General features: G+C 41.6%; 25 protein-coding genes. 3 read left to right on the forward strand and 22 right to left on the reverse strand.

The window, feature by feature from the left end:
* Positions 1–17: 17 nt before the first annotated feature.
* The 10 genes from MHI35_RS16850 to prfA all read right to left on the reverse strand — a co-directional run bounded on the left by MHI35_RS16850 (position 18) and on the right by prfA (position 7354).
* Positions 18–557, reverse strand: a complete 540-nt coding sequence (locus tag MHI35_RS16850) for a TIGR01440 family protein (RefSeq protein WP_211062606.1) — start codon at positions 555–557, stop codon at positions 18–20.
* 12 nt (positions 558–569) lie between these two features.
* Positions 570–1019 (reverse strand): ribose 5-phosphate isomerase B, encoded by a 450-nt coding sequence (gene rpiB, locus MHI35_RS16855; RefSeq protein WP_003214714.1) that lies wholly within the window; start codon positions 1017–1019, stop codon positions 570–572.
* A gap of 140 nt (positions 1020–1159) precedes the next feature.
* On the reverse strand, positions 1160–1618 hold the full coding sequence (locus tag MHI35_RS16860; RefSeq protein ID WP_335349579.1) for a low molecular weight protein arginine phosphatase: 459 nt from the start codon (positions 1616–1618) through the stop codon (positions 1160–1162).
* A 63-nt stretch (positions 1619–1681) separates the two neighbouring features.
* Positions 1682–2236 carry a manganese efflux pump MntP gene (locus tag MHI35_RS16865; RefSeq protein WP_144458927.1) on the reverse strand — a complete coding sequence of 185 codons (555 nt, stop codon included), beginning with the start codon at positions 2234–2236 and terminating at the stop codon, positions 1682–1684.
* Positions 2237–2296: 60 nt separating this feature from the next.
* Entirely contained in the window at positions 2297–3349 is a 1053-nt protein-coding gene (locus MHI35_RS16870; RefSeq protein WP_144520377.1) for an L-threonylcarbamoyladenylate synthase, read from the reverse strand.
* A gap of 161 nt (positions 3350–3510) precedes the next feature.
* On the reverse strand, positions 3511–3954 hold the full coding sequence (locus MHI35_RS16875; RefSeq protein ID WP_335349580.1) for a GNAT family N-acetyltransferase: 444 nt from the start codon (positions 3952–3954) through the stop codon (positions 3511–3513).
* A gap of 62 nt (positions 3955–4016) precedes the next feature.
* Positions 4017–4673, reverse strand: a complete 657-nt coding sequence (spoIIR, locus tag MHI35_RS16880) for a stage II sporulation protein R (protein ID WP_144520371.1) — start codon at positions 4671–4673, stop codon at positions 4017–4019.
* Between the two features lie 119 nt (positions 4674–4792).
* A complete protein-coding gene (locus MHI35_RS16885) occupies positions 4793–5272 on the reverse strand; it encodes a hypothetical protein (RefSeq protein ID WP_012011560.1) in 480 nt (159 codons plus the stop codon).
* Positions 5273–5409: 137 nt separating this feature from the next.
* Positions 5410–6297, reverse strand: a complete 888-nt coding sequence (gene prmC / locus MHI35_RS16890) for a peptide chain release factor N(5)-glutamine methyltransferase (RefSeq protein ID WP_335349581.1) — start codon at positions 6295–6297, stop codon at positions 5410–5412.
* A complete protein-coding gene (gene prfA / locus MHI35_RS16895; RefSeq protein WP_144469734.1) occupies positions 6287–7354 on the reverse strand; it encodes a peptide chain release factor 1 in 1068 nt (355 codons plus the stop codon). Before prfA ends, prmC begins: the two co-directional genes overlap by 11 nt.
* Before the next feature lie 211 nt (positions 7355–7565).
* Here prfA and racA point away from each other — a divergent pair, with 211 nt between their 5' ends.
* Positions 7566–8114 carry a chromosome-anchoring protein RacA gene (gene racA, locus MHI35_RS16900; RefSeq protein WP_211062613.1) on the forward strand — a complete coding sequence of 183 codons (549 nt, stop codon included), beginning with the start codon at positions 7566–7568 and terminating at the stop codon, positions 8112–8114.
* Positions 8115–8240: 126 nt separating this feature from the next.
* Positions 8241–9593 carry an IS1182 family transposase gene (locus MHI35_RS16905; protein WP_172692994.1) on the forward strand — a complete coding sequence of 451 codons (1353 nt, stop codon included), beginning with the start codon at positions 8241–8243 and terminating at the stop codon, positions 9591–9593.
* A gap of 125 nt (positions 9594–9718) precedes the next feature.
* On the opposite strand, the gene MHI35_RS16910 is transcribed toward MHI35_RS16905, so the two are convergent.
* From MHI35_RS16910 to MHI35_RS16955, 10 genes are all read right to left on the reverse strand, one after another.
* Positions 9719–10675: an AEC family transporter gene (locus MHI35_RS16910; protein WP_012011564.1), complete on the reverse strand. Its 957-nt coding sequence runs from the start codon at positions 10673–10675 to the stop codon at positions 9719–9721.
* Between the two features lie 92 nt (positions 10676–10767).
* Positions 10768–12468, reverse strand: a complete 1701-nt coding sequence (gene malS, locus MHI35_RS16915; RefSeq protein WP_211062614.1) for an oxaloacetate-decarboxylating malate dehydrogenase — start codon at positions 12466–12468, stop codon at positions 10768–10770.
* 279 nt (positions 12469–12747) lie between these two features.
* Positions 12748–13350, reverse strand: coding sequence for a thymidine kinase (locus MHI35_RS16920; RefSeq protein ID WP_003214626.1), 603 nt, complete (start codon positions 13348–13350; stop codon positions 12748–12750).
* A gap of 87 nt (positions 13351–13437) precedes the next feature.
* A complete protein-coding gene (rpmE, locus tag MHI35_RS16925; protein ID WP_003215407.1) occupies positions 13438–13638 on the reverse strand; it encodes a 50S ribosomal protein L31 in 201 nt (66 codons plus the stop codon).
* Between the two features lie 130 nt (positions 13639–13768).
* A complete protein-coding gene (gene rho / locus MHI35_RS16930) occupies positions 13769–15052 on the reverse strand; it encodes a transcription termination factor Rho (protein ID WP_003215202.1) in 1284 nt (427 codons plus the stop codon).
* A gap of 364 nt (positions 15053–15416) precedes the next feature.
* A complete protein-coding gene (gene glpX, locus MHI35_RS16935) occupies positions 15417–16382 on the reverse strand; it encodes a class II fructose-bisphosphatase (RefSeq protein WP_039182142.1) in 966 nt (321 codons plus the stop codon).
* Positions 16383–16414: 32 nt separating this feature from the next.
* Positions 16415–17704, reverse strand: a complete 1290-nt coding sequence (locus MHI35_RS16940) for a UDP-N-acetylglucosamine 1-carboxyvinyltransferase (RefSeq protein ID WP_012011568.1) — start codon at positions 17702–17704, stop codon at positions 16415–16417.
* Positions 17705–17950: 246 nt separating this feature from the next.
* Positions 17951–18589, reverse strand: a complete 639-nt coding sequence (gene fsa, locus MHI35_RS16945) for a fructose-6-phosphate aldolase (protein ID WP_003215343.1) — start codon at positions 18587–18589, stop codon at positions 17951–17953.
* Positions 18590–18700: 111 nt separating this feature from the next.
* On the reverse strand, positions 18701–19558 hold the full coding sequence (locus MHI35_RS16950; protein WP_012011570.1) for a class II fructose-bisphosphate aldolase: 858 nt from the start codon (positions 19556–19558) through the stop codon (positions 18701–18703).
* A gap of 178 nt (positions 19559–19736) precedes the next feature.
* A complete protein-coding gene (locus tag MHI35_RS16955) occupies positions 19737–20111 on the reverse strand; it encodes a response regulator (RefSeq protein WP_003214681.1) in 375 nt (124 codons plus the stop codon).
* Between the two features lie 180 nt (positions 20112–20291).
* On the opposite strand from MHI35_RS16955, the gene MHI35_RS16960 reads away from it, so the two are divergent.
* Positions 20292–20822, forward strand: coding sequence for a DUF2529 domain-containing protein (locus MHI35_RS16960; protein WP_335349723.1), 531 nt, complete (start codon positions 20292–20294; stop codon positions 20820–20822).
* A 42-nt stretch (positions 20823–20864) separates the two neighbouring features.
* Here MHI35_RS16960 and pyrG read toward each other — a convergent pair whose 3' ends face one another.
* Both pyrG and rpoE read right to left on the reverse strand, forming a co-directional pair.
* Positions 20865–22472 (reverse strand): glutamine hydrolyzing CTP synthase, encoded by a 1608-nt coding sequence (pyrG, locus tag MHI35_RS16965; protein ID WP_217016021.1) that lies wholly within the window; start codon positions 22470–22472, stop codon positions 20865–20867.
* 238 nt (positions 22473–22710) lie between these two features.
* The gene (gene rpoE / locus MHI35_RS16970) at positions 22711–23250 is read right to left on the reverse strand and encodes a DNA-directed RNA polymerase subunit delta (protein WP_217016020.1); all 540 of its coding nucleotides are present in this window, start codon (positions 23248–23250) and stop codon (positions 22711–22713) included.
* Positions 23251–23603: the final 353 nt, after the last annotated feature.

The raw sequence follows: 23603 nt of genomic DNA on the forward strand, positions 1-23603 counted from the left end.
TTAGAAATATATCTAAGCTATGATCTTGTATAAACCGCTCGTTCTCCGCCAATCAGCTTCGGACGCGTTTTCGCAAATGTCACATGTGCATGTCCTAATTGATGACGACTAAGGCGAACAGGTACAGCGACTCTCTTTAGATGCATCCCAATGAATGTATCACCGATATCAATTCCAGCATGCGCCTCGATGGATTCAACTAACACTGGATGTTCCATGTGCTGATACGCATGAGTCGCCATCGAACCACCCGCCTTTCGGACAGGTACTGCCGCCACAATCTCTAGGTTAAGCCGGAAAGCCACTTCTTCCTCCACAACAAGAGCACGATTCAGATGTTCACAGCACTGGAAAGCCAGCTCAATGCCAGTTTCTCGTCTTAGCTGATCTAATTCTTGATAGATGGACGCAGCGATTTGCTCACTTCCTGCTGTCCCAATATGCTCCCCAGCCACTTCCGATGTACTGCAGCCGATCACTAAGATGTGCCCAGCACGCAGTTCGACCATTTGATGAAACTCTTTTAACATTTCAAGCCAATCTTGACCAATGTTCATGTTAAGCGCTCCTTATAGGTGCTTTTCTTCGTAATCAGCAATCTTACCAATCCGTACAGCATGTCGTCCTGCCGTAAATTCTGTTGTTAGCCAAATATGCGCAATTTCACGTGCTAATCCAGGTCCAATGACTCGTTCTCCCATCGCAAGGACGTTTGTATCATTATGCTCTCTAGTCGCTTTCGCACTAAATGTATCATGCGCCAGCGCACAGCGAATACCTTTTACTTTGTTTGCTGAGATACTCATACCGATGCCTGTCCCACAAATTAAAATGCCGCGGTCCACTTCTCCGTTTGCCACCATATTGGCTACAGGAAAAGCATAATCTGGGTAGTCTACAGAACCTGATCCACATTCACAACCCATATCAATGTATTCAATCTTCAATTCATCCATCAGTTGTTTGATTTCTTCACGAATATTCGTTCCGCCGTGATCGGATGCAATAGCTACTTTCATCGGGCAATTCCTCCTAAGGGTGAGTTGATCTGTTATGCCATACATTTATTCTTTATTTACAGTTATATTTTAACCTCTGCTTGGTCATTTGCAAACAAAAGCAGAAAAACCGTTGATGCAACGGTTTTACAGGTTGTCCATTATGAGGATGTCTGATCCTTTTTCAATTTCTCAGCCAGCTGATAGAGCAACGCTTCAAGTTCATCACGTGTTTCCTGATAAACAGACAGGCTACCTCCAAATGGATCGGATACATCGCCTTCTGTTCCTGTCGCGAATTCCTTTAGAGTAAAGATCTTGTCTTTTGCATGTGCATATTGCTCCACAATCAACTGTTTATGCTGCATGGTCATGGTAAAAACGTAATCAGCTTCTCGCAGAAGATCCTCTGTCAGTTTTGCTGAAGAATGATTCAGTGGAATGCTTTTCTCAAATAACGCTTCGACCGCTTGAGGAGAAGCCTTCCCAGCATCTGAGGCAAAAATGCCAGCTGATTTCACAGTGACCTCTAAACCTTTATCTTGTGCAATTGAAGCAAAAAGGGCTTGAGCCATCGGACTTCTGCATGTATTTCCCGTACAAACAAATAAGATTTTCATCTTTCGCCCTCCTTTTCTTCTATTATATAGCATTTCATTCTACATGTTATGTAAGGAGGCTGACTAGAGCGGAAATAATAATTTGATACCAAAGGCTAGTAAAATGATTCCGCCAAGCGCCCCGCTATAGGATCCCACCCATGAACGAACCTGTTTACCGAGTAATAATCCAAGCCAAGTGAGGATCATACTAAAAAAACCAAACAATAAAATGGTCATCCATACATGAGAACCGTAAATTCCGAGGCTTAAGCCAACGGAAAAACTATCTAAACTAACACTTGTTGCGAAAAGAACAAGACCAGCGCCAACAGGTGCAATAAATGGTTTATCTTCTTTCCGAACAGACGCAACGATCATTTGCAGCCCGAGCACCAAAAGCAGCGCCCCGCCGATATAGGTGGCAAGGAGACCGAGCCAGCCTGATAAGAGCTGACCTGTTAGCATACCAAAAAGCGGCATAAACATATGAAATATCCCAATGACAAGTCCAATATAAATAATCTGGCGGAACCTCAGCTGAATCATCCCCATGCCAAGTCCAACCGAAAAAGCATCCATTCCTAGTGCAAAAGCCATGATGCTGAGCGTCAGCAATTCGCCAGCTAGTTCGTACATGTAAATCCCCCTTGGACACGCATTCTCCTTTAACCTATGTTTGTCCAAGAAGGGTTAGAACTATTTGAATGAAGAGAGAGTGCGCCCTCCTGCCGCTTTTTGCAGACGGTTCATAATTGCTGAACCAACCCCCTGCTTTGAAAAGGCTTCTGAAATAATCACATCTACATCTGTCTCATCAAATTGTCTCAGCACACGATATAAGTTTGCTGCTATCGTTTCAGGTTTTTCTCTCCATCCACAGCTGAAAACAACATCTGCCGCAAACAACGATTTCTTTTCTTCTGTTGTCAGCACACCAACTTTTAAACCTTCTGCCTGGTATGTTTGAATGTGACGCTGCATCTCTTCATCACTTCCATGAAAAAGGTACATCTTAGCTTCAGGGGCATAGTGTGTGTATTTCATCCCTGGCGATACAGGCGCTTCGTCCTTTTTTGTCAGCCCTGGGTCAATACTGACCGTTCCTACTACCTCTTCTAAAGCTTCTTTTGTAATTCCGCCCGGTCTTAGGATGACTGGAATCTCGTCGGTACAGGATACAACCGTTGACTCAACGCCAATACCAGTCGAACCACCATCGACAATCCCTGCGATTCTTCCATCGAGATCACTCGCTACATGGTCAGCTTGTGTCGGAGATGGTTTGCCTGAACGGTTGGCGCTTGGTGCGGCAATCGGCAGACCAGCCGTTCGGATAAGCTCAAGCGCAATCGGATGGTCAGGCATTCTCACACCGACCGTGGATAAACCTGCCGTGACCTGCTGTGATAAAGCGCCCGGCTTACACGGAAGCACAATGGTTAAAGCACCCGGCCAAAAGGCTTTCATCAATGCCTTTGCTTTTTCGTTTTCTATTTGTGCAAATTCATGAAGCTGCTCAACCTCGGCAATGTGGACAATCAATGGATTATCACTTGGACGCCCTTTCGCTTCATATATTTTCATGACAGCTTCTGTCTCTTTTGCATTAGCCCCTAGTCCATACACCGTTTCTGTCGGAAAAGCGACCACTTCATTTTGCTTCAATAACAACGCTGCCTGTTCAATTTGTGGATAGTATGTGGATAAATCCTTTTCTAAATCCACAGACCACCTTTTTGTATTTAACATCATACAAACTCCTTTTAAAAAAGATAAAACTGTTGATATATCTCAATTATCCTTTTGAAAGTATAAAAGATGATGATCAATAAAACAAGCGTTGTCCACAATTTGTGGATAACGCTTGTTTAACGGTGGATAAGTTTGTGTATAAGTTCAATATAATGTGATTAACTGGCTTTTTTTTGAAGAACCACAGCCTGTTCTTTCTCCAAGAGCTCTTTTGCATGTACAGATACCCACATGCTTTCTGGAATAGCCTCTAAAGCTGTGAAGCCCATCAATGCCAAAAAATCATGTGAGGAGGAGTGATTGGCAATGACATAAAACGTATCCACACCTATTTTTCCTCCAAGTGTCTGAACACTTTGGAACAAAGACACGATATGCCCTTGACCTAGTTTATCTGAAATGACAAGAGACCGTAGCAAGCCCTCTTGTTCACTAAGCTGTTCAAGACCTAAACACCCCGCCAGCTGACCGTCCGCATCTTCCATGACAACAAATGTCGTACGCTCTGCAAGTGTGACGCCGCCTTTCGCTTGTCCTTTTTCAAGAAAAGCATTAATGGCTGGGGCATCTTCTTCTGTGGCTATTCTTAATTGATAATACATGCTTTCACCTCTTTTTGATCTCTTACTTCAACTCTATGAGGCAAAAACAGATTTATACCTTTTTAGGAGAAAAGACTAGAGACCCATTCGAATAAAAAGAATTTCACTTCACCCGCCTCTTTTTTCTCTTCTTTGACCACTTCATTCACAGACTCATCTGTTTGCTGGGCTGTCACTTCGTTATCTTCATCACCCTCTGGCGATGCAATGGCTTCTCCATTTGAAAAATCGATAAAGCAAAGCGGCGGGAATAACACACACCACCAATTGGCTCCATCCCCTTCTCCAAGCGTAATTAAAATGGCTTCATATTTCCCAGCAGGATAAACGAAATTTCCATAGAGCTTTGTTGGAAATGAGGCTTTTTGGAAACTGACTGATACGGATTGCTCAATGTGTTGCTCCTTCAATTTCGCTTTGGCAATACGATTGATTTCTGGCAGCTTGGACCGAATCACACGTCTTGCTTCTTCAATAGATGTAAGGTTTTTGACCCATTCCGTCATATTGGCATTGACTTCGTCACGAATACTTCTTTTCACATCCTGATCTGCTGAACGATCACTATTTGCTAAAATGCGTAATCGAATGGCTTCATCTGGTATCACAACAGGCTGATTTGCAGAAGCAGTCGCTGTCTCCTCCTTGCCAAGGTTTGCAAAAGCACCGCATAATAATAGAAACATATAAAGACAAATCATCATTTTACTTTTAAACATGATGTGTTCCCCCCCACTTTTTATCTTCGCTACAAACATTGTGTCCAGGAAACCCATCTCATAAACAGGAAAAATGATTTTTTTAATAGATTATGAGTCAAATGAAAAAAACCGTTCCATTAAGAACGGCTTTGGAGAGAGGATTGGTAATCGGAAGGGTACAGTCTTCCATCCCAATCTCGGCTAATTTTTAGCCCTGCATCTGTTTTGATGACAGTCATTGCTCCTTTTTTCTTGATTTCTTTTTTGACTTTTCCTTTTTGATTAATAAATTGAATCATCATTTCATAGTTAAATTCAATTCTGTCATCGCTTTCATCTGAAGGCGTAAACGTAATTTTCTTCAGCTTAATTTGACAATCTTGGTCCTTTGCTGCTTCTAATACACTCGGGAACATGCTGTCTTGTGTATATTCTTGATACTCATGCTCGGTTAAATAAGACTTCAACTTCTCCTTCATGTCAGTTAGGTCATCTGTTCGATTCACTGTGTATTGTGCTTTTTTATAGCTTTCTCCAAATGCTGCTGCTTCTTTTTTAAAGCTCGGTTTGCCACAAGCACTCACAATCAATAGTACACTGACGATGACCAACACCATCGCATACCTTCTGTTCACACCATTCGCTCCTTCAAAACAAATTTATGTAAAAAATCATGATCAGAATGTTCATTCTTCTATATATACGTTTCTCTTTTACCATAAGTTTCATCTTTACATAATAAAATAGTCCGACTTTATTCAGCCGGACTTTCCGTTTTGATGTGTGCGCAAACAGCTCGGTCTTTCCCATTAATATCCTTGACGATGCGGACATCTGCCGCGGGAAATGACTGCAAGAGAAGTGCTTTTACATCTTGCCCTTGCGTATGTCCGATTTCAAAGACAACAACCGCCTGCTCATGAAGTACATGGTGAAGATCACGAACGAGACGCTTGTAAAACCACAAACCATCACGTCCATCTGTCAGTGCATTTACTGGTTCATGCTTCGTTACCACCTCTGACAAACTGTCCATTTCTTCTGCCGCAATATAAGGTGGGTTGGAAATAAACAGATCCACTTTGATACCTTGGTCCTTGATCGGTTCGAGTAAGTCCCCTTGTAAAAAATGGACCTCTGCACCAAGAGCTTGTTGATTCCGCTTTGCTACCGCAAGTGCTTCATGTGAAATATCCGTTGCTGTGACAGATAGTGTTTCTTTCTCAAGAGCGAGCGTAATCGCAATTGCCCCACTTCCTGTGCCAACGTCCACTGCTTTGAGCGGCTGATCGTGCGGGAAGATGTCACTCATCAAATTCAGCGCTGCCAAAACGACCTCTTCCGTTTCAGGGCGAGGAATGAGAACATGTTTGTTCACCTCGAAGGGACGGCCGTAAAAAAATTCAATACCTATTAGATGTTGAACTGGCACGCCTTTCTTGTGCTGCGTGACAAACTCGCGGAATAACCGATCTTGCTCATCTGGCAACTGATCATGAAAACGTGCAAGAAGTTCACTTCTGCTTAGGTCCAGTACATGCATCAAAAGAAGCTCTGCTGCGTTTTGGTCTCTACCGGCTTCCGTTAACAAAGAAGAAGCCCATTTAAGGGCTTCAAAGATGGTTCGCTGATTATTTTGCATTTTGAAGCTTTCTTGATTGGTCTTCCATAATTAATGCATCAATGACCTCGTCAAGTTTTCCTTCTAAAATTTGATCAAGCTTTTGAATCGTCAATCCGATGCGGTGGTCTGTTACACGGTTTTGCGGGAAGTTGTACGTACGGATACGCTCTGAACGATCCCCTGTTCCAACAGCAGATTTACGTGTTTGATCATATTCAGCCTGTGCTTCACGCTGGAATTTATCATAAACTCTCGCACGCAGTACTTTCATGGCTTTTTCTTTGTTTTTGATTTGTGATTTCTCATCCTGACAGGATACAACCACGCCTGTTGGAAGGTGAGTTAATCGAACAGCAGACATGGTTGTATTAACACTTTGTCCGCCAGGTCCGCTTGATGTGAAAGTATCTACACGGATGTCTTTTTCGTGGATATCAATTTCAACTTCTTCAGCCTCAGGCAAGACAGCAACTGTCGCTGTTGATGTATGAATCCGTCCGCCTGATTCCGTTTCCGGAACACGCTGCACGCGATGTGCGCCGTTTTCAAACTTTAGTTTGGAATATGCGCCTTTCCCGCTGATCATAAAGATAATCTCTTTATAACCACCAGTTCCAGTCACACTCGCTTCCATGACTTCTGTTTTCCAGCCCTGCATTTCAGCATAACGGCTGTACATACGGTAAAGGTTTCCTGCAAAAAGCGCGGCCTCTTCTCCTCCTGCCGCACCACGAACCTCCACAATAACGTTTTTATTGTCATTCGGATCTTTCGGGATCAGCAAGATTTTCAGCTCGTCTTCTAAACGTTCTGTTTCCTCTGTGAGCTCTGAAATTTCTTCTTTGACCATGTCGCGCATCTCGGCATCCAGCTTATCTTCCAGCATTGCTTTCGCTTCGCTCAACTGGTCGTATGCCGCACGATATTGTCTATATACCTCAACAGTTTCTTGAATATCAGATTGTTCCTTCGAATATTCACGAAGTTTCGTAGGGTCGTTCACCACTTCAGGATCACTTAAATATTCATTTAGCTTTTCATAGCGTTCTTCAATTGATTTTAAACGGTCTAACATGGTCTTCACCTCTGTTTTGTGCGTAACAGTCTAATTATAGTATAGCGGGGTATGACAGTCAAAAAAATTTCCAAAACAATTGATTTTCTGCAATTTTCCGCTAGAAAACACGATCTTTGGCGATTGGTTACTTGTTTTGTCTAACGTGAAGGAACAGTTCCTCCTTAAAGAGAATGGTACTTATAATTGAAAAAAAGGGAGGGCATTTGGTTTGAATACAAATGAGGTTGCAAAAGAAATTGGCGTTTCTTCAAAAACGATTCAGCGTTGGGTCAAACAGCTCAACATCCCTGTCGCCCGGAATGAACTTGGACATTATGAATTTCATGAAGATATTGTACAGCTGCTCAAAGAAGTCAAACACCAAATGAGTGAGGGTGTGATCCTTCAAGACATTCGACTGCCAATCCACGCAGAAACCGTTCAACAGTTATCGCCTGCTGTAGAAACTGATGTCTCTACTAAGCGGATTGAAGCTTTAGAAAAGCAAGTGAATCAGCTCATTCAGCAGCAATTTCACAGCACTGATATAGAAAATCGACTGCAAGAACTCGAACGGAACGTGGCTAAAAAAGCAGATGAAGGTGTATCATACCAGCTGCTCCAGCACAGGAGAGAAATTGAAGAACTCACCACTAAACTTGAGCGTCTTACCGAAAAATTAAAACAACCCTCTCAAATAGAAGAAAATAAGGAAATCACGCACCCTAACATCAAAAAAAAGCGTGTGCTCTTCCCTCTGTTTCATTCATTTCGCTAAGAAAGGCTGCCTCATGAGGCAGCCTCAGGCTGTCGAGAAAATCTCGGCAGCTTTATTTTTCCCTTAAATTTTCCACCACTCCATTTTATAATAGAGAAAAGCATTCTAAAGGAAGGTGTTTTTCTCATGTTCCACACTAGAAATTCTTCTCAGCACGAAGCCGAATTTGTATTGCTAGATCAACTGGTCGAAGAGGACCACCTGCTTCGTAAAATTGATCAGTACATTGATTTTTCATTTATCGTAGATAAAGTAAAACCCTATTATAGTGAGAATAAAGGTCGTCCTTCTCTTGATCCGCTTATTTTGTTCAAAATGATGTTTATCGGATACCTTTACGGTATCCGTTCTGAAAGACAACTCGAAAAAGAAATTTACTATAACATGGCGTATAGATGGTTTTTAGGTTTGAACATCAATGATCCCGTTCCCCATCACTCCACTATTAGTTGGAATCGTCGTACTCGATTTAAAAATACAACGATTTTTCAAGACATTTTCGATGAGATTGTGCTTCAAGCTATCAATCATGATATGGTAGGAGGTCGCGTTCTTTTTACTGATTCAACTCATCTTAAAGCCAATGCTAATAAACATAAATATACGAGAAAAACGATTGAACAAGATACCCAGAACTATATCAATGATTTAGAAGAAGCAGTCCAAGAAGATCGGGTGGCACATGGAAAAAAGCCCTTAAAGGTAAAAGAGGAGGTGAAAACAGAAAAAGACATTCGTCAAAGTATGACTGATCCTGAAAGTGGCTATTTATATCGCGAAAACAAGCCTGAAGGCTTTTTCTACCTAGACCACCGGACAACAGATATGAAGTATAATATCATCACCGATGCTCATGTCACGCCTGGAAATGTCCATGATTCTGTTCCATATCTTGATCGGTTAGATCACCAAATCGCACGATTTGGTTTTCAAGTAGAAGCTGTTGCGCTTGATTCAGGTTATTTGACAACACCAATTTGTAAAGGTCTATCTGATCGACATATTTTTGGTGTCATTGCCCATAGACGTTTTCATCCAACAAGAGGATTATTTGAGAAGTGGAAATTTCAGTATGATTCTGAAAATGATCATTACATATGCCCAAAAGGTGAGAAGCTTTTATATACGACAACAGATCGAAAAGGTTATCGATTCTACAAATCAGATCCTAAAAAATGTGCATCGTGTCCTTTCCTTGAAAGATGCACAAGGTCGAAAAATCATCAAAGAGTCATCTCAAGACACATATGGGAAGAACATAAAGAAAAGATCAGACAGAATCGTCTAACTGTTTCTGGAAAAGAGCTATATAAAAAAAGAAAAGAAAAAATAGAGCGAAGCTTTGCAGATTCAAAACAACTGCATGGGCTTCGCTACTGCCGGTTAAGGGGGAAACAAAATGTGAGTGAGCAAGTTCTCCTCACAGCTGCGTGTCAGAACATGAAAAAGATTGCCACACACCTAGCGAAGCTAGGCTAGGTGTGTGGGAGGCCTTTTTCATTAAATCTCATCCATCCTAATTACGATGAAAATAAAAAAGCCTGTAGAAAAACATGAGTTTCTCTACAAGCTGAGGCTGCCTCATGAGGCAGCCTTCTACTATATTATACGGTAAGCGCAATAATGATCGGTAATGTAATGAGTGACATGATGGCACTGATCACAAATGCGGATGCCGTTTCTGCCTCTTGTTTCTCAAATCGTGTGGCGATCATCGCTGCAACAGCTGAACCTGGGAAGGCAACAAGCAAGACAGCTTTTGTAATTTCATCCGCCGAAAGACCCATAAGAATAGCAATAAGATACATAAGAAGCGGTTGAACAGCTACTTTTAATAGTGCAATACTGAAAGCTGGTAAGCTCAGTTTTATTTTTCGAATACCTACAGTGACACCGACTGCGAATAGTGCAACCCCTGACGTCACACTTCCGATTTCCTCTAGCATTTCATGTCCAATTTCAGGAAGTTTAAATCCTAAAAGAACAAGAATGATACTTGCTAGCGGTGCAAGTGCAAGCGGCTCTGATAAACCGTGCAAAATCGCTTTTGTCGTCATTTTTAGGAAACTTTCGCCGTCTTTGGCTTTTCCTTTTGTTTTTTCACCGACAGTTGACACAATAATCGCAATTGGATCAAGCAATGCATTTACAACTATTCCGGTAATAGCAATCGGAATTGCAACTTCTTGAGCCCCAAATAAACTGCCCAAGACCGGAATCCCCATAAATGCAAAGGTCGGTTGTGCTGAGTTTAACGAGAAAACAGATGAATCTGTTAAATCATATTTAAACGCAAATTTCGTAACTAAAAGGATAATGATATAAAAACCAACGATTCCGAAAATCAATGCAACGAAAAATGGAATTTGACTATAGAATTTATCTTTTGGTGTTGACAGAATGCTGGCGATAAAGTGCGCTGGCAAAGCATACTTTGTAACAAGTGTACTTACACCTTTTGCAGATTTAGCGTCATAGCTGCCGAAGTTCCCTGCGAACCAACCCAGCGCGATAACGAAAAAAATCGGTGCTAGGAGGATCAAAATATTTAAAAAGTCCATCTTACTATTCCTCCTTGAATCCTTTACATGTTTCTTTATTTTATTGCGGCATTGCTTAGATTACCCGAAACAATGCCGCGTTACACATTTTATTATGCTCTTACAATTTTTTTATATTCAGGAATCCACATTGCATCTTTCACAGCTTGTTCGATGTCGTCAGGTGTTTTTCTTGCGACACCATCTTTAATTGCTGCTTTTGCCACTTCAATAGCCACTTTGATAGAAACTTCTTGTAACTTATCAATGCTTGGAAGTAGGCCAGCACCTGGTTTATCATGATCAACCATTTCAGCAATCGCATCCGCAGAAGCAACGAACATGCCTTTTGTGATGATTTTTGATTCCGTTACGATTGAACCAAGACCAAGTCCAGGGAATACAAACGCATTGTTTGATTGTCCAATTTCATGTTCAATTCCGTTATACTCAACGTTTTCGAACGGACTTCCTGTTGCAACTAGTGCACGGCCGTCTGTCCATTTGAATAGATCTTCTGGAACTGCTTCCGCAAGTGGTGTTGGGTTAGACATTGGCATGATCACTGGACGCTCTGTATGAGCTGCGATTTCTTTTATGATTTCTTCAGTGAATGCGCCGCCTTGACCTGATGTACCAATTAGAATCGTTGGCTTCACCTTGCGAACAGCTTCAACAAATGAGATTTGACCTTTTTCATCACGTGCCCAGCCTTCTACTTCATCAGAAGAACGAAGGTATGGTTTTTGGAAATCAAATACTTCACCTTCGAATTGATCTGTCAGTAGACCCCTGTAGTCTAGTGTCCAGAAAGCATCGTTTGCTTCTTCTTCACTTAGACCTTCAAGAACCATTGTGTCACGCATTTGATCTGCGATTCCGATTCCAGCTGATCCAGCTCCGAAGATCATCACACGGTGATCTTTCAATTGAGTACCAGTTTTCTTGACAGCTGCAAGAACACCCGCTAAAGTAATGGCACCAGTACCTTGAATATCATCATTGAAAGTTAAGATGTTATCATTGTATTTTTTCATGATGTTACGTGCGTTTTTGTTTCCAAGGTCTTCCCAGTGAAGTAATGCTTTCGGGAAGAATTTAAGCGCTGCTTTTACATAAGCATCAATGAATTCCTCGTATTTTTCACCTTGTACACGTTTGTGGTGGTTTCCGATGTATAATGGATCATTCAATAATTTTTCATTGTTTGTTCCAACATCTAATACGACTGGAATCACGCGGCTTGGATCAATACCTGCTGCAGCTGTGTAAACAGCTAATTTACCGATTGCGATGTTGATACCACCGACACCCCAGTCACCAATTCCAAGAATGCTCTCAGAGTCAGTTGCTACGATCAGGTCAATATCTCCTGCTGTTGCATGTAAGTTTTCAAATGCTTTCTCAATGCCGTCAATGTTGTCGATTGAAAGATAGACACCATGAGGTCTTCTGTATTCATGGCTGTATTCTTGAATCGCTTCACCAACAGTTGGTGTGTACACAACAGGAAGCATTTCACGAAGCTTGTCTGATATAAGCTTATAGAACAATACTTCGTTACGGTTTTGCAAATCACTTAAGTATACGTTTTGACGAAGACGATCTGGCTGTGCTAGAAATTGCTTGTACGCTCTCTCCGCTTGTTGTTCTAAAGTGAGAACAGTTGGAGGAAGTAAGCCTTCTAGTCCAAGCTCTTGTCTTTCTTCTTCAGAGAAAGCAACGCCTTTGTTCAACGTTGGAATCGATAATACATCTTTACCTGTCAAAGTGGTTTCGAGGTACCCTTCTTTTGTTTTCTTCACGTTGTTCATCAAAAACTACCCTCTTTCTAAAATATAAATAAAGTGAACTATTAATTTAAAGAACGATTAAGGAGAATAATCCTTAATCAAAAAAATTATGACAAGAAATCGAACTTTTCGTTAAAATGCTTTACACTACAGTTAGTCATTTTATGCCTGCTTATGCTAAAACGCAAGCGTTGAAAATTAGATAATTTTTTCGTAGCGTTATTTAATTTATTTAAGTACAAATGATGGGTGTTCAGCCAAAATCTCAAAAAACGAAACACAGCGGCATTTGCTATTTTTTTAATTGTCAAGTGTTGTACCAACGTCAAGTCTTGGTACTTCATGGTGATGTCTGCATCGTGCTTCGTATGATTCCTGCGCACCTACTAAAATAATGGGATCATCATAGGATGCGGGTTTACCGTCGATTAAGCGTTGTGTTCTACTCGCTGGGGAGCCGCATACCGAACAAACTGCTTGAAGTTTTGTTACAAGCTCTGCACATGCCATTAAATGCGGAACAACACCAAATGGCTCTCCTCTGAAGTCTTGATCAAGGCCTGCAACAATGACTCGGTAACCTTTATCAGCCAATTGAGTGACAATGTCAATGATTGTCTCATCAAAAAATTGCACCTCATCTATGCCAATGACATCGGTTCTTTCTGATATGTGCGTTATTATGTCTTTTGGTGAGGCTACTGCAATCCCATCGACCGATGAACCGTTATGTGAAACAACTGAGCTAGTACTATATCGGTTATCAATCGCTGGTTTGAATATTTTTACTTCTTGTTTGGCAAAGGTGGCCCTTTTGGCTCTCCGAATCAATTCTTCCGACTTTCCAGAAAACATACTTCCGCAGATGACTTCAAGCCAACCGCTTTGTTTCATCACATACATAAGGTCTTCTCCCCCGTTTTAAAGTTCCATCAATCCACGTAAAAAAACAGGCAAGAACGGATTCCTGCCTGTTTATTGTATCTATTATTACTTAAGACCGTATTTTTTGTTAAAGCGGTCAACACGTCCATCAGCAGAAGCGAATTTTTGACGGCCTGTATAGAAAGGATGGCACTCAGAGCAAATCTCGATGCGTACCTCTTCTTTTACTGATCCAGTTTCAAACTCATTTCCACAAGCGCATTTGACTGTAGCTTTTTTGTAGTTAGGATGAATTCCTGTTTTCATCTACTGTCATCTCCTTCCGCCCTGAATCCAATTCGGAAACAGAGTTAATATCTCAGAATAAATTCTGAAACGCACATGATGAAATTATAACAGTGTGAGTCTATGATTGCAAATGTATTTTTTCAACAAGCTATCTTCTTGATGCAGACATGTTCGCTTGTTTCCATTCTTGCGTTAAAATATCGAAAAATTCTTGGTTTGTCTTTGTTTTTCTCATTTTGCGCATGAACTTCTCAGCAAAATCAGGTGTATCTGACATTGATTTTCTCATCGCCCATAAACGATCAAGATGCTCTTTTGGTACAAGCAGTTCTTCTTTTCTCGTTCCAGAACGACGAATGTCGATTGCTGGGAAAATTCTTCTTTCTGCCAGAGAGCGGTCCAAATGTAGCTCCATGTTCCCTGTTCCCTTAAATTCCTCATAAATCACATCATCCATACGTGATCCCGTATCAACAAGCGCAGTGGCTAAAATCGTCAAGCTTCCGCCTTCTTCAATGTTACGCGCAGCACCAAAGAAACGTTTTGGACGGTGGAAAGCAGCAGGATCAATACCACCGGAAAGCGTTCGGCCGCTTGGCGGGATGACAAGGTTGTATGCACGAGCAAGCCTTGTGATGCTGTCCATTAGGATGATGACATCTTTCTTATGTTCAACAAGACGCATGGCACGCTCTAATACAAGCTCTGCTACTTTAATGTGGTTTTCCGGTACTTCGTCAAAGGTTGAACTAACAACATCCCCTGCAACAGAACGTTCGATATCTGTTACTTCCTCCGGGCGTTCGTCAATTAAAAGGACAATTAGCTCTGACTCTGGGTGATTTTCAGAAATGCTGTTGGCAATTTCTTTGAGCAAAATGGTTTTCCCAGCCTTAGGCGGCGCAACAATTAAACCACGCTGCCCAAACCCAACTGGCGCCATCATATCCATAATTCTAGTAGACAGGTGATTAGGCTGTGTTTCAAGAATCATTTGACGATCAGGGAATAGCGGCGTGAGTGCAGGAAAGTGAACACGTTCCTTAGCTGATTCTGGGTCGTCCCCATTTACCGCTTCGACATGAAGGAGGCCATAGTAGCGTTCATTCTCTTTTGGAGGTCGTACCTTTCCAGACACCTTATCTCCGTTTCGCAAATCAAAGCGTCTGATTTGTGAAGCTGAAATATAAATATCTTCAGAACTTGGAGAGTAGTTAATTGGTCTTAAGAAACCAAATCCCTCAGACTGAATAATTTCAAGAACTCCCTCCATAAATAAGAGATCTTCTTGTTCAGCGTTCGCCTTTAAGATGGCAAAAATTAATTCTTTTTTTGTTAGTTTGCTGTAATAAGAGATTTTGTATTTTTTTGCTAACTCATACAGCTCTTTTAATTTCATATTTTCCAAAGATGAAATCGAAACATCTTTCAATATGGACACCACACTTTTCTAGTCAATGTATTTCATTACAAATGCATGACCATTGTATTTGATTAGCTTTAAATTCCGTTTTTGTTGGAATGACCTCGCTCTCATGGTAACGCTCCCACTCGTTTTATCGTAAAGATAGGAACAATGTGAAATTGAGCTTTGTCAACATAGAGAAGGATAATGAGTATATCGTCATGATGCGGCAGTATTTAAACTTGTTGAAGCTTAAAAGAAGTAAATTCGCAGAAAATTTCGCAGCACTCTTTAGTTTTACCTCATTTGCAGAGATTATTCAACTTTAAAAAGAAAATGATATATATTTGACACCTATATGAAAAGCGGGTAATGAATACCCGCTTTCAGATTACGGACGAATGACAAGATTCGGTTTTTTCTTTAAGCTATGTCTGCCGTCTACGAAGCGAACTGTACCTGATTTCGCACGCATCACAACACTATGTGTTGTTCCAACAGAGCCTTTGAATTGAACACCTTTTAATAGCTCACCGTCTGTTACACCAGTCGCTGCAAAAATGGCGTCGTCGCCTTTCACGAGGTCTTCCATTCTTAAGACTTTGCCAACATCCAGCCCCATTCTCTCACAGCGCCTGAGTTCTTCTTCACTTTGAGGAAGAAGCTTTCCGTGGATTTCACCACCAAGTGCCTTTAATGCAACAGCAGAAAGGACACCTTCTGGCGCTCCGCCTGAACCAAATAGAATATCAACACCTGTATGATCAAATGCTGTATTAATGGCCCCTGCAACGTCACCATCATCGATCAGTTTGATTCTTGCTCCTGCTTCTCTCAGTTCAGCAATGATTTTCTCATGTCGATCTCTGTTTAAAATCGTTGCAACCACATCTTCAATATCTTTGTTTTTTGCTTTTGCAACAGCGCGAAGATTGTCAATGACAGGCGCTTCAATGTCGATGCAGCCTACCGCTTCTGGACCTACTGCGATCTTATCCATGTACATATCAGGTGCATTCAGCAAATTGCCATGATCTGCAACCGCAATAACAGCTAAGGCATTCCAGCCACCGCTTGCCACAATATTTGTTCCTTCTAATGGATCAACAGCTACATCCACGCGAGGTCCATATCCGTTCCCAAGCTTTTCCCCAATATAAAGCATTGGTGCTTCGTCCATTTCCCCCTCGCCAATGACCACTGTTCCTTTCATCGGAATGGTATCAAATACATCACGCATTGCACTTGTCGCAGCATCATCTGCTTCGTCTTTTAGTCCTCTTCCCATCCAACGAGCAGATTTTAATGCAGCTGCTTCTGTCACCCGTACTAGTTCCATCGATAAACTTCTTTCCATTTTTGTCCAAATCTCCTCTCACAGTCAAAGCCTTATGAATTTTGAAGTTCTTCTATTTCTTGGTCACTCAGCTTTTCACGCCAGATGGTTGCACCCAAGCCTTCAAGCTTCTTCTCAAGCAAACTATATCCTCTGTCTATATGTTCAAGCCCTGTGATTTCGGTCACACCGTCTGCCATTAACCCTGCAACGACGAGACAAGCACCTGCACGCAGGTCACTTGCTTTCACCTTTGCTCCTTGAAGCTGCGTTTGTCCAGTAATAATGGCAGATCTTCCTTCGACCTTCATGTTTGCACCCATTCGACGCAATTCGTCAATGTGCTTAAAGCGGGCTGAGTAGATCGTATCTGTGACCACACTCGTGCCTTTCGCCTTTGTTAGCAGCGCCGTCATCGGCTGCTGAAGGTCTGTCGGAAAGCCCGGATACACAAGGGTTTTGATATCGACAGGCTTGAGTCCTTCGTTTCTGCCAACGATCAGCATTTGATCGTTGCTTGTTTCAATGGTGAACCCCATCTCTCTAAGTTTCGCCGTAATTGATTCTAAATGAGTTGGGATCACATTATCAAGTACAACTTCATCTCCCATCGCAGCACCGGCAATTAAAAAAGTGCCTGCTTCTATACGATCAGGGATGATGGAATGCTTACAGCCATGAAGAGATTCTACACCTTCGATTCGAATCACATCAGTACCCGCACCTTTGATTTTGGCTCCCATGCTCGCAAGCAATGTGGCTACATCAATAATTTCGGGTTCTTTTGCGGCATTTTCAATTAACGTTTTCCCTTCAGCCAGTACGGCTGCCAGCATGATATTAATGGTCGCACCTACACTGACCACATCAAGGTAAATACGGGCTCCGACTAATTTTTCAGCGCGCAAATAAATGGCACCCTGCTCGTTTGTTACCTCGGCTCCGAGTGCTTCAAAGCCTTTGATATGCTGATCGATCGGCCTAGGTCCTAAGTGGCATCCTCCTGGCAGCCCAATGACAGCCTGCTTGAATCTTCCTAGCATAGCGCCCATTAAATAATAAGATGCACGCAGTTTCTTCACTTTCCCATTAGGAAGCGGCATACTGATCATGGAAGCAGGATTGACGACCATTTCACCTTTTTCAAACGTGACCTTTCCCCCAATTTCTTCTAACAGATCTCGTAATGTGTCAATATCTGAAATATGCGGAAGGCCCTCAATCGTTACTGGAGAATCAGCGAGAATCGTGGCAGGAATCAGTGCTACTGCACTATTTTTCGCACCACTAATATGTACGGTCCCGCGTAAGGGGTCACCGCCGGCAATGTTTAACTTTTCCATATTTGTCTCCCTTCTTAAAGAAGATCACTGTTGGAGTTATACTGTTTGTGGATGTCGCGCTTTAAAAGGTCTTGTCCAAAATTTAGCCAATATCAAGAGAAAGAATACAGGTTAAACGAAATTTGTCGGAAGAAAAATAATCGAAGCTTTGCGAGGCTGTGATGTTCTCTTCTTTGCACAAAACATTTCTTAGCGTTTTAAGGAAAACTGCGGCAAACAGGAGACAATCCCGCCTGCCACAATCATTTATTTATTCCAGTCTGCTAAAAATTGCTCAATGCCCGCATCCGTTAATGGGTGTTTCGTCAGCTGCTTGATGACTTTCAGCGGCATTGTGCCAATATGAGCACCTCTAAGCGCAGCTTCTGTCACGTGCTGTGGATGACGAATGGATGCAGCAATGATTTGTGTATCTAAGCCATGAACATCAAAAATAGTTTTCACTTCACTGATGAGATCGAGACCATTTTGGCCAATGTCATCTAAGCGGCCGAGGAATGGAGAGACATACGTCGCACCAGCTCTAGCTGCAAGCAAAGCTTGGTTTGCACTGAAAATCAAAGTGACGTTTGTTTTAATTCCAAGGTCTGTTAACGCTTTGACAGCTTTAAGACCATCTGTTGTCATTGGGATTTTCACCGTGATATTTGGTGCAATGGCAGCAAGCTCTTTTCCTTCTTCAATCATTTCTTCTGCTTTGAGGGAAATGACTTCTGCACTGACAGAACCTGATACTACGTCAGTGATTTCGCGAAGACGGTCGTGGAATGATACGTCCTTTTCTTTCGCTACTAAACTAGGGTTTGTTGTGACGCCTGCTAAAATGCCAAGCTCGTGCGCCTCTTTGATGTCTGCGATATTCGCTGTATCTACGAAAAATAACATAACCGTGCCACTCTCCTATCAATAAATTGTCTGAAATGTAAATTTGATTGCGCTTTCTCAAGATATGGAGAAAACCGCCTGTGACTCAGGCGGCTTTCGGTTCTCATCAAATTATGCTTGGTTAGAAGAACCAAATTCACGCATTTTGCCGATAACAGTCGCTTTAATTGCGTCACGAGCTGGTCCAAGATATTTACGTGGATCATACTCTTCTGTTTTTGCAGCAAGTGTTTCGCGTACTGCTTTCGCAGAAGCAATTTGGTTTTCAGTGTTTACATTGATTTTTGCTGTACCAAGTGAAATTGAACGCTTGATGTCAGCAGTTGGGATACCTGTTCCGCCATGAAGAACAAGTGGAAGACCTGTCATTTTACCAATTTCTTCCATTTCAGTGAAACCAAGGTTTGGTTCACCTTTGTATGGACCATGAACTGAACCTAATGCAGGTGCAAGGCAGTCAATACCAGTGCGTTCTACAAGCTCTTGACACTCTTTTGGATCAGCATAAATAACGCCCTCAGCGATGACGTCGTCTTCTTGTCCGCCAACAGTTCCAAGCTCAGCTTCTACAGATACACCGTGGAAATGTGCAAGCTCAACTACTTTCGCAGTTGTTGCTACGTTCTCATCGAATGGATGGTGAGAAGCGTCGATCATGACAGAAGTAAATCCTGCATGGATTGCTTTTGCACAAGATTCAAAGCTTGAACCGTGATCTAAATGAATCGCAACAGGAACTGTTACATTATATTCTTCGATTAACGCTTTAACCATTGCGACAACTGTTTTGAAGCCGCCCATGTAGCGTCCTGCTCCTTCAGATACTCCTAAGATAACTGGAGATTTCTCTTCTTCAGCAGCTAGTAAAATCGCTTGCGTGAATTCTAAATTATTTAAGTTAAACTGTCCAACAGCGTAACCTTTTTCCTTTGCGTCTTTCAACATTTCTGTCATTGAAACTAAAGGCATGATGAAAAATCCTCCCTATGTAGCTAATTTGCTTACTAAAAAAAGCTCTCCACCCTAGCATGACCAGAATTTCTCGCCATATGTAAACTTTCAAAGTCAGATCGCTTTCTTCTTCTTATCTAGGATACCAATTATTCGACAAATCGGCAACAGAATGACTCGATTCAATCATTTCCATCTAACCATTTGTTTCGAGTGGCAAGTATTCTTTGACAGCATCTCGGATTTCATCAATATCAAAAGGTTTTGCAAAGTGCGTCAAAGCACCGAGTTCTTTGGATTCTTGGATCATGTCTAATTCCCCATAGGCTGTCATAATGATGACACGGATGTCTTCATCAATTAATTTCATGCGTTTTAAAATTTCAATTCCATCCATTCCGGGAATCTTCATATCAAGTAGCACAAGGTTTGGTCTATGATTTTTCACAATATCTAACGCCTGAAGTCCATTGGCTGCTTGGAAGGTTTGATAGCCTTCTTTATGAAACACTTCATTCAACAATATTCTAATACCATATTGATCATCGACAATTAAAATTTTCTCATTCATCTGTTACACCCCATTGCTTTCATTTTTCGCCATAAAAAGAGCTGTTGTTAAATAATTCTGTTTGATTTTCACATTTCCTTTATTTATAATAGTTTACTTTACGACATTTTCTGAGCATTTTTCCTAATATTCTCTTTATATTCTATTATAAAATGATCTGACCGAAGGAGGAAATCCGTCTTGTTAAAAATTTTCACGACACAGTTATCAGGTATTTTTTCACGTATTGGAGAAAAGCAGGCTGAAGCGATTGAGGATGGTGCACGCCTTCTTGCACAAGCCGTTGTCAGTGGACATGGTGTTTATTTTCACGGGAAGAATGAACTGGCTGCTGTTGCCCTAGAGGCAACTGAAAGCAAGGAGCCATTTCCAGGTGCGAAAGTACTGCCACTTGATCAAACGGAGCGCAGCTTACTTCATCCAAGTGATAGGGTGCTATTATTTTATTCAGACCCAGAAGACGAGGAGACTCAATCTCTTGTAAAAGAGCTGCACGCGCAAGGGATGCCCGTTGTTGGTGTCGGTCCCACACAAAAGGAGCCGTCCATCATTGAAGAGCATTGTGATGTCCATATTGATTTTCAGCTCAAGAAACCGCTTGTGCCTGCTGATGACGGAACAAGGTTCGGTTATCCTGCTTTAATGACATGCTTATACGTCTACCACGCTCTATCGTTTACTGTAAAAGAAATCGTTGAAGAATATGAATAAAAAAACTGCCGAGAAGATCATATTCTCGGCAGTTTTTTTGTTTTATTTTGATTCAGATGCTTGTAGTGAAGCACCAACAAAATCTCTAAATAATGGCTGAGGTCTTGTCGGTCTTGAGACGAATTCTGGGTGGAACTGAGAAGCAAGGAACCAAGGATGATCCTTCAGCTCGATAATTTCCACAAGACGTCCGTCTGGGCTTGTCCCAGAGAAAACAAATCCTGCAGCTTCCATTTGCTGTCTGAATTCATTATTGAACTCATAGCGATGGCGGTGGCGTTCGTAGACCACTTCATCATTGTATGCAGCAAATGCTTTGGAGTCTTCATTTAATTTACAAGGATACAGACCAAGGCGAAGTGTTCCGCCTAGATCATCTACATCCTTCTGTTCTGGAAGAAGGTCAATGATTGGGAATTCTGTTTCAGGATCAATTTCCGCTGAATGAGCTCCCTCAAGTCCTAGTACGTTTCGTGCATATTCAATCGACGCAACTTGCATTCCTAAACAAATTCCGAAGAAAGGCACTTTGTTTTCACGGGCATATTGTGTAGCAACAATTTTCCCTTCCACTCCGCGGTCTCCGAAACCTCCAGGAACGATGATGCCGTCGACATCTTGCGCGAAATCAGCCATATTTTCTGCTGTCACTTCTTCGGCATTGATCCATTTGATTTGAACGTCTGCATCAAATGCATAACCAGCATGGCGAAGTGATTCAACGACAGAAATGTATGCATCTTGCAGTTCAACATATTTCCCTACTAGACCAATTGTGACTTGTTTTGAGAGGTTTTGCACTTTATCGACTAGCGCTGTCCACTCCGTCATGTCTGCATCTTGGCAATCAAGTTTCATATGTTCACATACAAGCTTGTCTAGTCCTTGTTTTTGTAAATCAAGCGGAATAGAGTATAGCGTGTCTGCATCTTGGCATTCGATAACAGCTTTTGTATCAATATCACAGAATAACGCAATTTTGTCCTTCATGTCTTGGGTCATTGGCATTTCAGTTCTGACCACAATCACGTTTGGCTGAATCCCAAGGCTGCGAAGTTCTTTTACACTATGCTGTGTTGGTTTTGTTTTCAGTTCACCTGCTGCTCGGATGTAAGGAACAAGGGTACAATGAATGTACATGACGTTTTCACGGCCAATGTCACTCTTCATTTGACGAATCGCTTCTAGGAAAGGAAGGGATTCGATGTCTCCAACTGTTCCGCCGATTTCTGTGATGACCACATCTGCACCTGTTTCTTTTCCGGCACGGTACACGCGGTCTTTGATTTCATTTGTAATATGGGGAATAACCTGTACAGTTCCGCCTAAATAGTCACCGCGGCGCTCTTTTTTCAGAACAGTAGAGTAGATTTTACCAGTTGTAACGTTGCTGTACTTATTTAAGTTAATATCAATGAAGCGCTCATAGTGACCTAAGTCAAGGTCTGTTTCAGCACCGTCATCTGTGACGAAAACCTCACCGTGCTGATATGGACTCATCGTCCCTGGGTCTACGTTGATATATGGATCGAATTTTTGAATGGTGACATCCATCCCTCTATTTTTCAGAAGGCGGCCTAACGAGGCAGCCGTGATCCCTTTTCCAAGTGAGGAAACAACTCCTCCTGTTACAAAAATATACTTTGTCATTTCGTATGCTCCTCTCTTTTTTACCCTTGCATGACTAGGCATGCACAGCTTCATCCTTTTTAGAGTGTATCCCTAAATCTCTTGAAAAATAAGAAAGCTCCCTTTCAAATAAATGAAAGGGAGCGTAAATGAACGTATCTTTACGTACTCTTTTTAGAGAGCCCAAAATACATACTACATAGTTCGCTCTCGAAAGTCAAGACGGTTTTGTCCTGTTTTGAGGACCGGTTTATGAGGGTTATTTCTCTTCCTCATTATCGTCTAAATCGTCTTCGTCAATTTCTGTTAAGCCGTCATCATCTTCGTCATCATCTTCGTCGAAGTCTTCTATCTCTTCCTCGATTTCCTCATCATCGTCTAGATCGAGATCATCGTCGTCTTCAACAAGATCAAGGTCTTCTTCAAGCTCTTCGATTTCCTCTTCCTCTTCAATTTCATCGAAGTCTTCTTCAACGACAGCTGCTTTTGTTTTTTTCTTTTTCGCTTTTGTTTTCACAGCTGGCTGAACTTCTTCTTCGATTTGATCAACTGGATACCAGCTGCGAAGTCCCCATCTCTGATCACCTAACGAAATAAAGCGGCCATCTATATTTAAGTCTGTATAAAATTGAGCAAGGCGATCATCAAGATCAGATTTTTGGATTCCTTGTAAACGGACCATTTCATCTATTAACTCGGAAAACGTAATCGGTTTTTTGCTGTCTCTGAAAATTTCATAAGCAAGTTCAACTAAAGACATGTGCTTGAGCTGCTCCTGTGAGTATTCTTTCAAACTCAAGGTCAGACACTCCCTTTCTATTACATGTATGTATCCATTTATCAGTGAAATAATAAGTGTTTATCCCTTATTTTTACGACAAACCATACCTCTCATTATAAACAAATTAGGGGAGTTTATGCCACCTTTAATCATGTTAATTTTTGATTTTTTCTCCAGAGGCTCACCTAATGGTTCTTCATTTTGGTGAAATGGGTCTAGCTTTTGTGTCAGGCATGCTTTTTATATGACGTTTCTATTCATTCCAAACGAAAAAAATGAGAACAATCAGAGGCAGCAATGGAGAATGAATAAATGTTGGCTATCATTTGAACGAAATGTTTGTTCATTTTTTATAAACCATATAAAAAGGT

The organism is Bacillus sp. FSL K6-3459, assembly GCF_038003305.1.
GTDB lineage: Bacteria > Bacillota > Bacilli > Bacillales > Bacillaceae > Bacillus > Bacillus pumilus_O.

Excerpts from the sequence above, each read along its gene's own strand:
- pyrG (WP_217016021.1), bottom strand. The coding sequence starts at position 22,472 with ATGACAAAGTATATTTTTGTAACAGGAGGAGTTGTTTCCTCACTTGGA.
- spoIIR (WP_144520371.1), bottom strand. The coding sequence starts at position 4,673 with ATGTTTAAAAGTAAAATGATGATTTGTCTTTATATGTTTCTATTATTA.
- MHI35_RS16920 (WP_003214626.1), bottom strand. The coding sequence starts at position 13,350 with ATGTATGTGATGAAACAAAGCGGTTGGCTTGAAGTCATCTGCGGAAGT.
- rpmE (WP_003215407.1), bottom strand. The coding sequence starts at position 13,638 with ATGAAAACAGGAATTCATCCTAACTACAAAAAAGCTACAGTCAAATGC.
- MHI35_RS16870 (WP_144520377.1), bottom strand. The coding sequence starts at position 3,349 with ATGTTAAATACAAAAAGGTGGTCTGTGGATTTAGAAAAGGATTTATCC.
- fsa (WP_003215343.1), bottom strand. The coding sequence starts at position 18,589 with ATGTTATTTTTCGTAGATACAGCGAATATCGCAGACATCAAAGAGGCG.
- MHI35_RS16865 (WP_144458927.1), bottom strand. The coding sequence starts at position 2,236 with ATGTACGAACTAGCTGGCGAATTGCTGACGCTCAGCATCATGGCTTTT.
- MHI35_RS16950 (WP_012011570.1), bottom strand. The coding sequence starts at position 19,558 with ATGCCTTTAGTTTCAATGACAGAAATGTTGAAAGACGCAAAGGAAAAA.
- MHI35_RS16885 (WP_012011560.1), bottom strand. The coding sequence starts at position 5,272 with ATGGTGTTGGTCATCGTCAGTGTACTATTGATTGTGAGTGCTTGTGGC.
- MHI35_RS16850 (WP_211062606.1), bottom strand. The coding sequence starts at position 557 with ATGAACATTGGTCAAGATTGGCTTGAAATGTTAAAAGAGTTTCATCAA.
- MHI35_RS16905 (WP_172692994.1), top strand. The coding sequence starts at position 8,241 with ATGTTCCACACTAGAAATTCTTCTCAGCACGAAGCCGAATTTGTATTG.
- rpiB (WP_003214714.1), bottom strand. The coding sequence starts at position 1,019 with ATGAAAGTAGCTATTGCATCCGATCACGGCGGAACGAATATTCGTGAA.
- prmC (WP_335349581.1), bottom strand. The coding sequence starts at position 6,297 with ATGCAAAATAATCAGCGAACCATCTTTGAAGCCCTTAAATGGGCTTCT.
- MHI35_RS16955 (WP_003214681.1), bottom strand. The coding sequence starts at position 20,111 with ATGAATGAGAAAATTTTAATTGTCGATGATCAATATGGTATTAGAATA.
- MHI35_RS16940 (WP_012011568.1), bottom strand. The coding sequence starts at position 17,704 with ATGGAAAAGTTAAACATTGCCGGCGGTGACCCCTTACGCGGGACCGTA.
- MHI35_RS16860 (WP_335349579.1), bottom strand. The coding sequence starts at position 1,618 with ATGAAAATCTTATTTGTTTGTACGGGAAATACATGCAGAAGTCCGATG.
- MHI35_RS16910 (WP_012011564.1), bottom strand. The coding sequence starts at position 10,675 with ATGGACTTTTTAAATATTTTGATCCTCCTAGCACCGATTTTTTTCGTT.
- MHI35_RS16875 (WP_335349580.1), bottom strand. The coding sequence starts at position 3,954 with ATGTATTATCAATTAAGAATAGCCACAGAAGAAGATGCCCCAGCCATT.
- glpX (WP_039182142.1), bottom strand. The coding sequence starts at position 16,382 with ATGGAAAGAAGTTTATCGATGGAACTAGTACGGGTGACAGAAGCAGCT.
- prfA (WP_144469734.1), bottom strand. The coding sequence starts at position 7,354 with ATGTTAGACCGTTTAAAATCAATTGAAGAACGCTATGAAAAGCTAAAT.
- malS (WP_211062614.1), bottom strand. The coding sequence starts at position 12,468 with ATGAACAACGTGAAGAAAACAAAAGAAGGGTACCTCGAAACCACTTTG.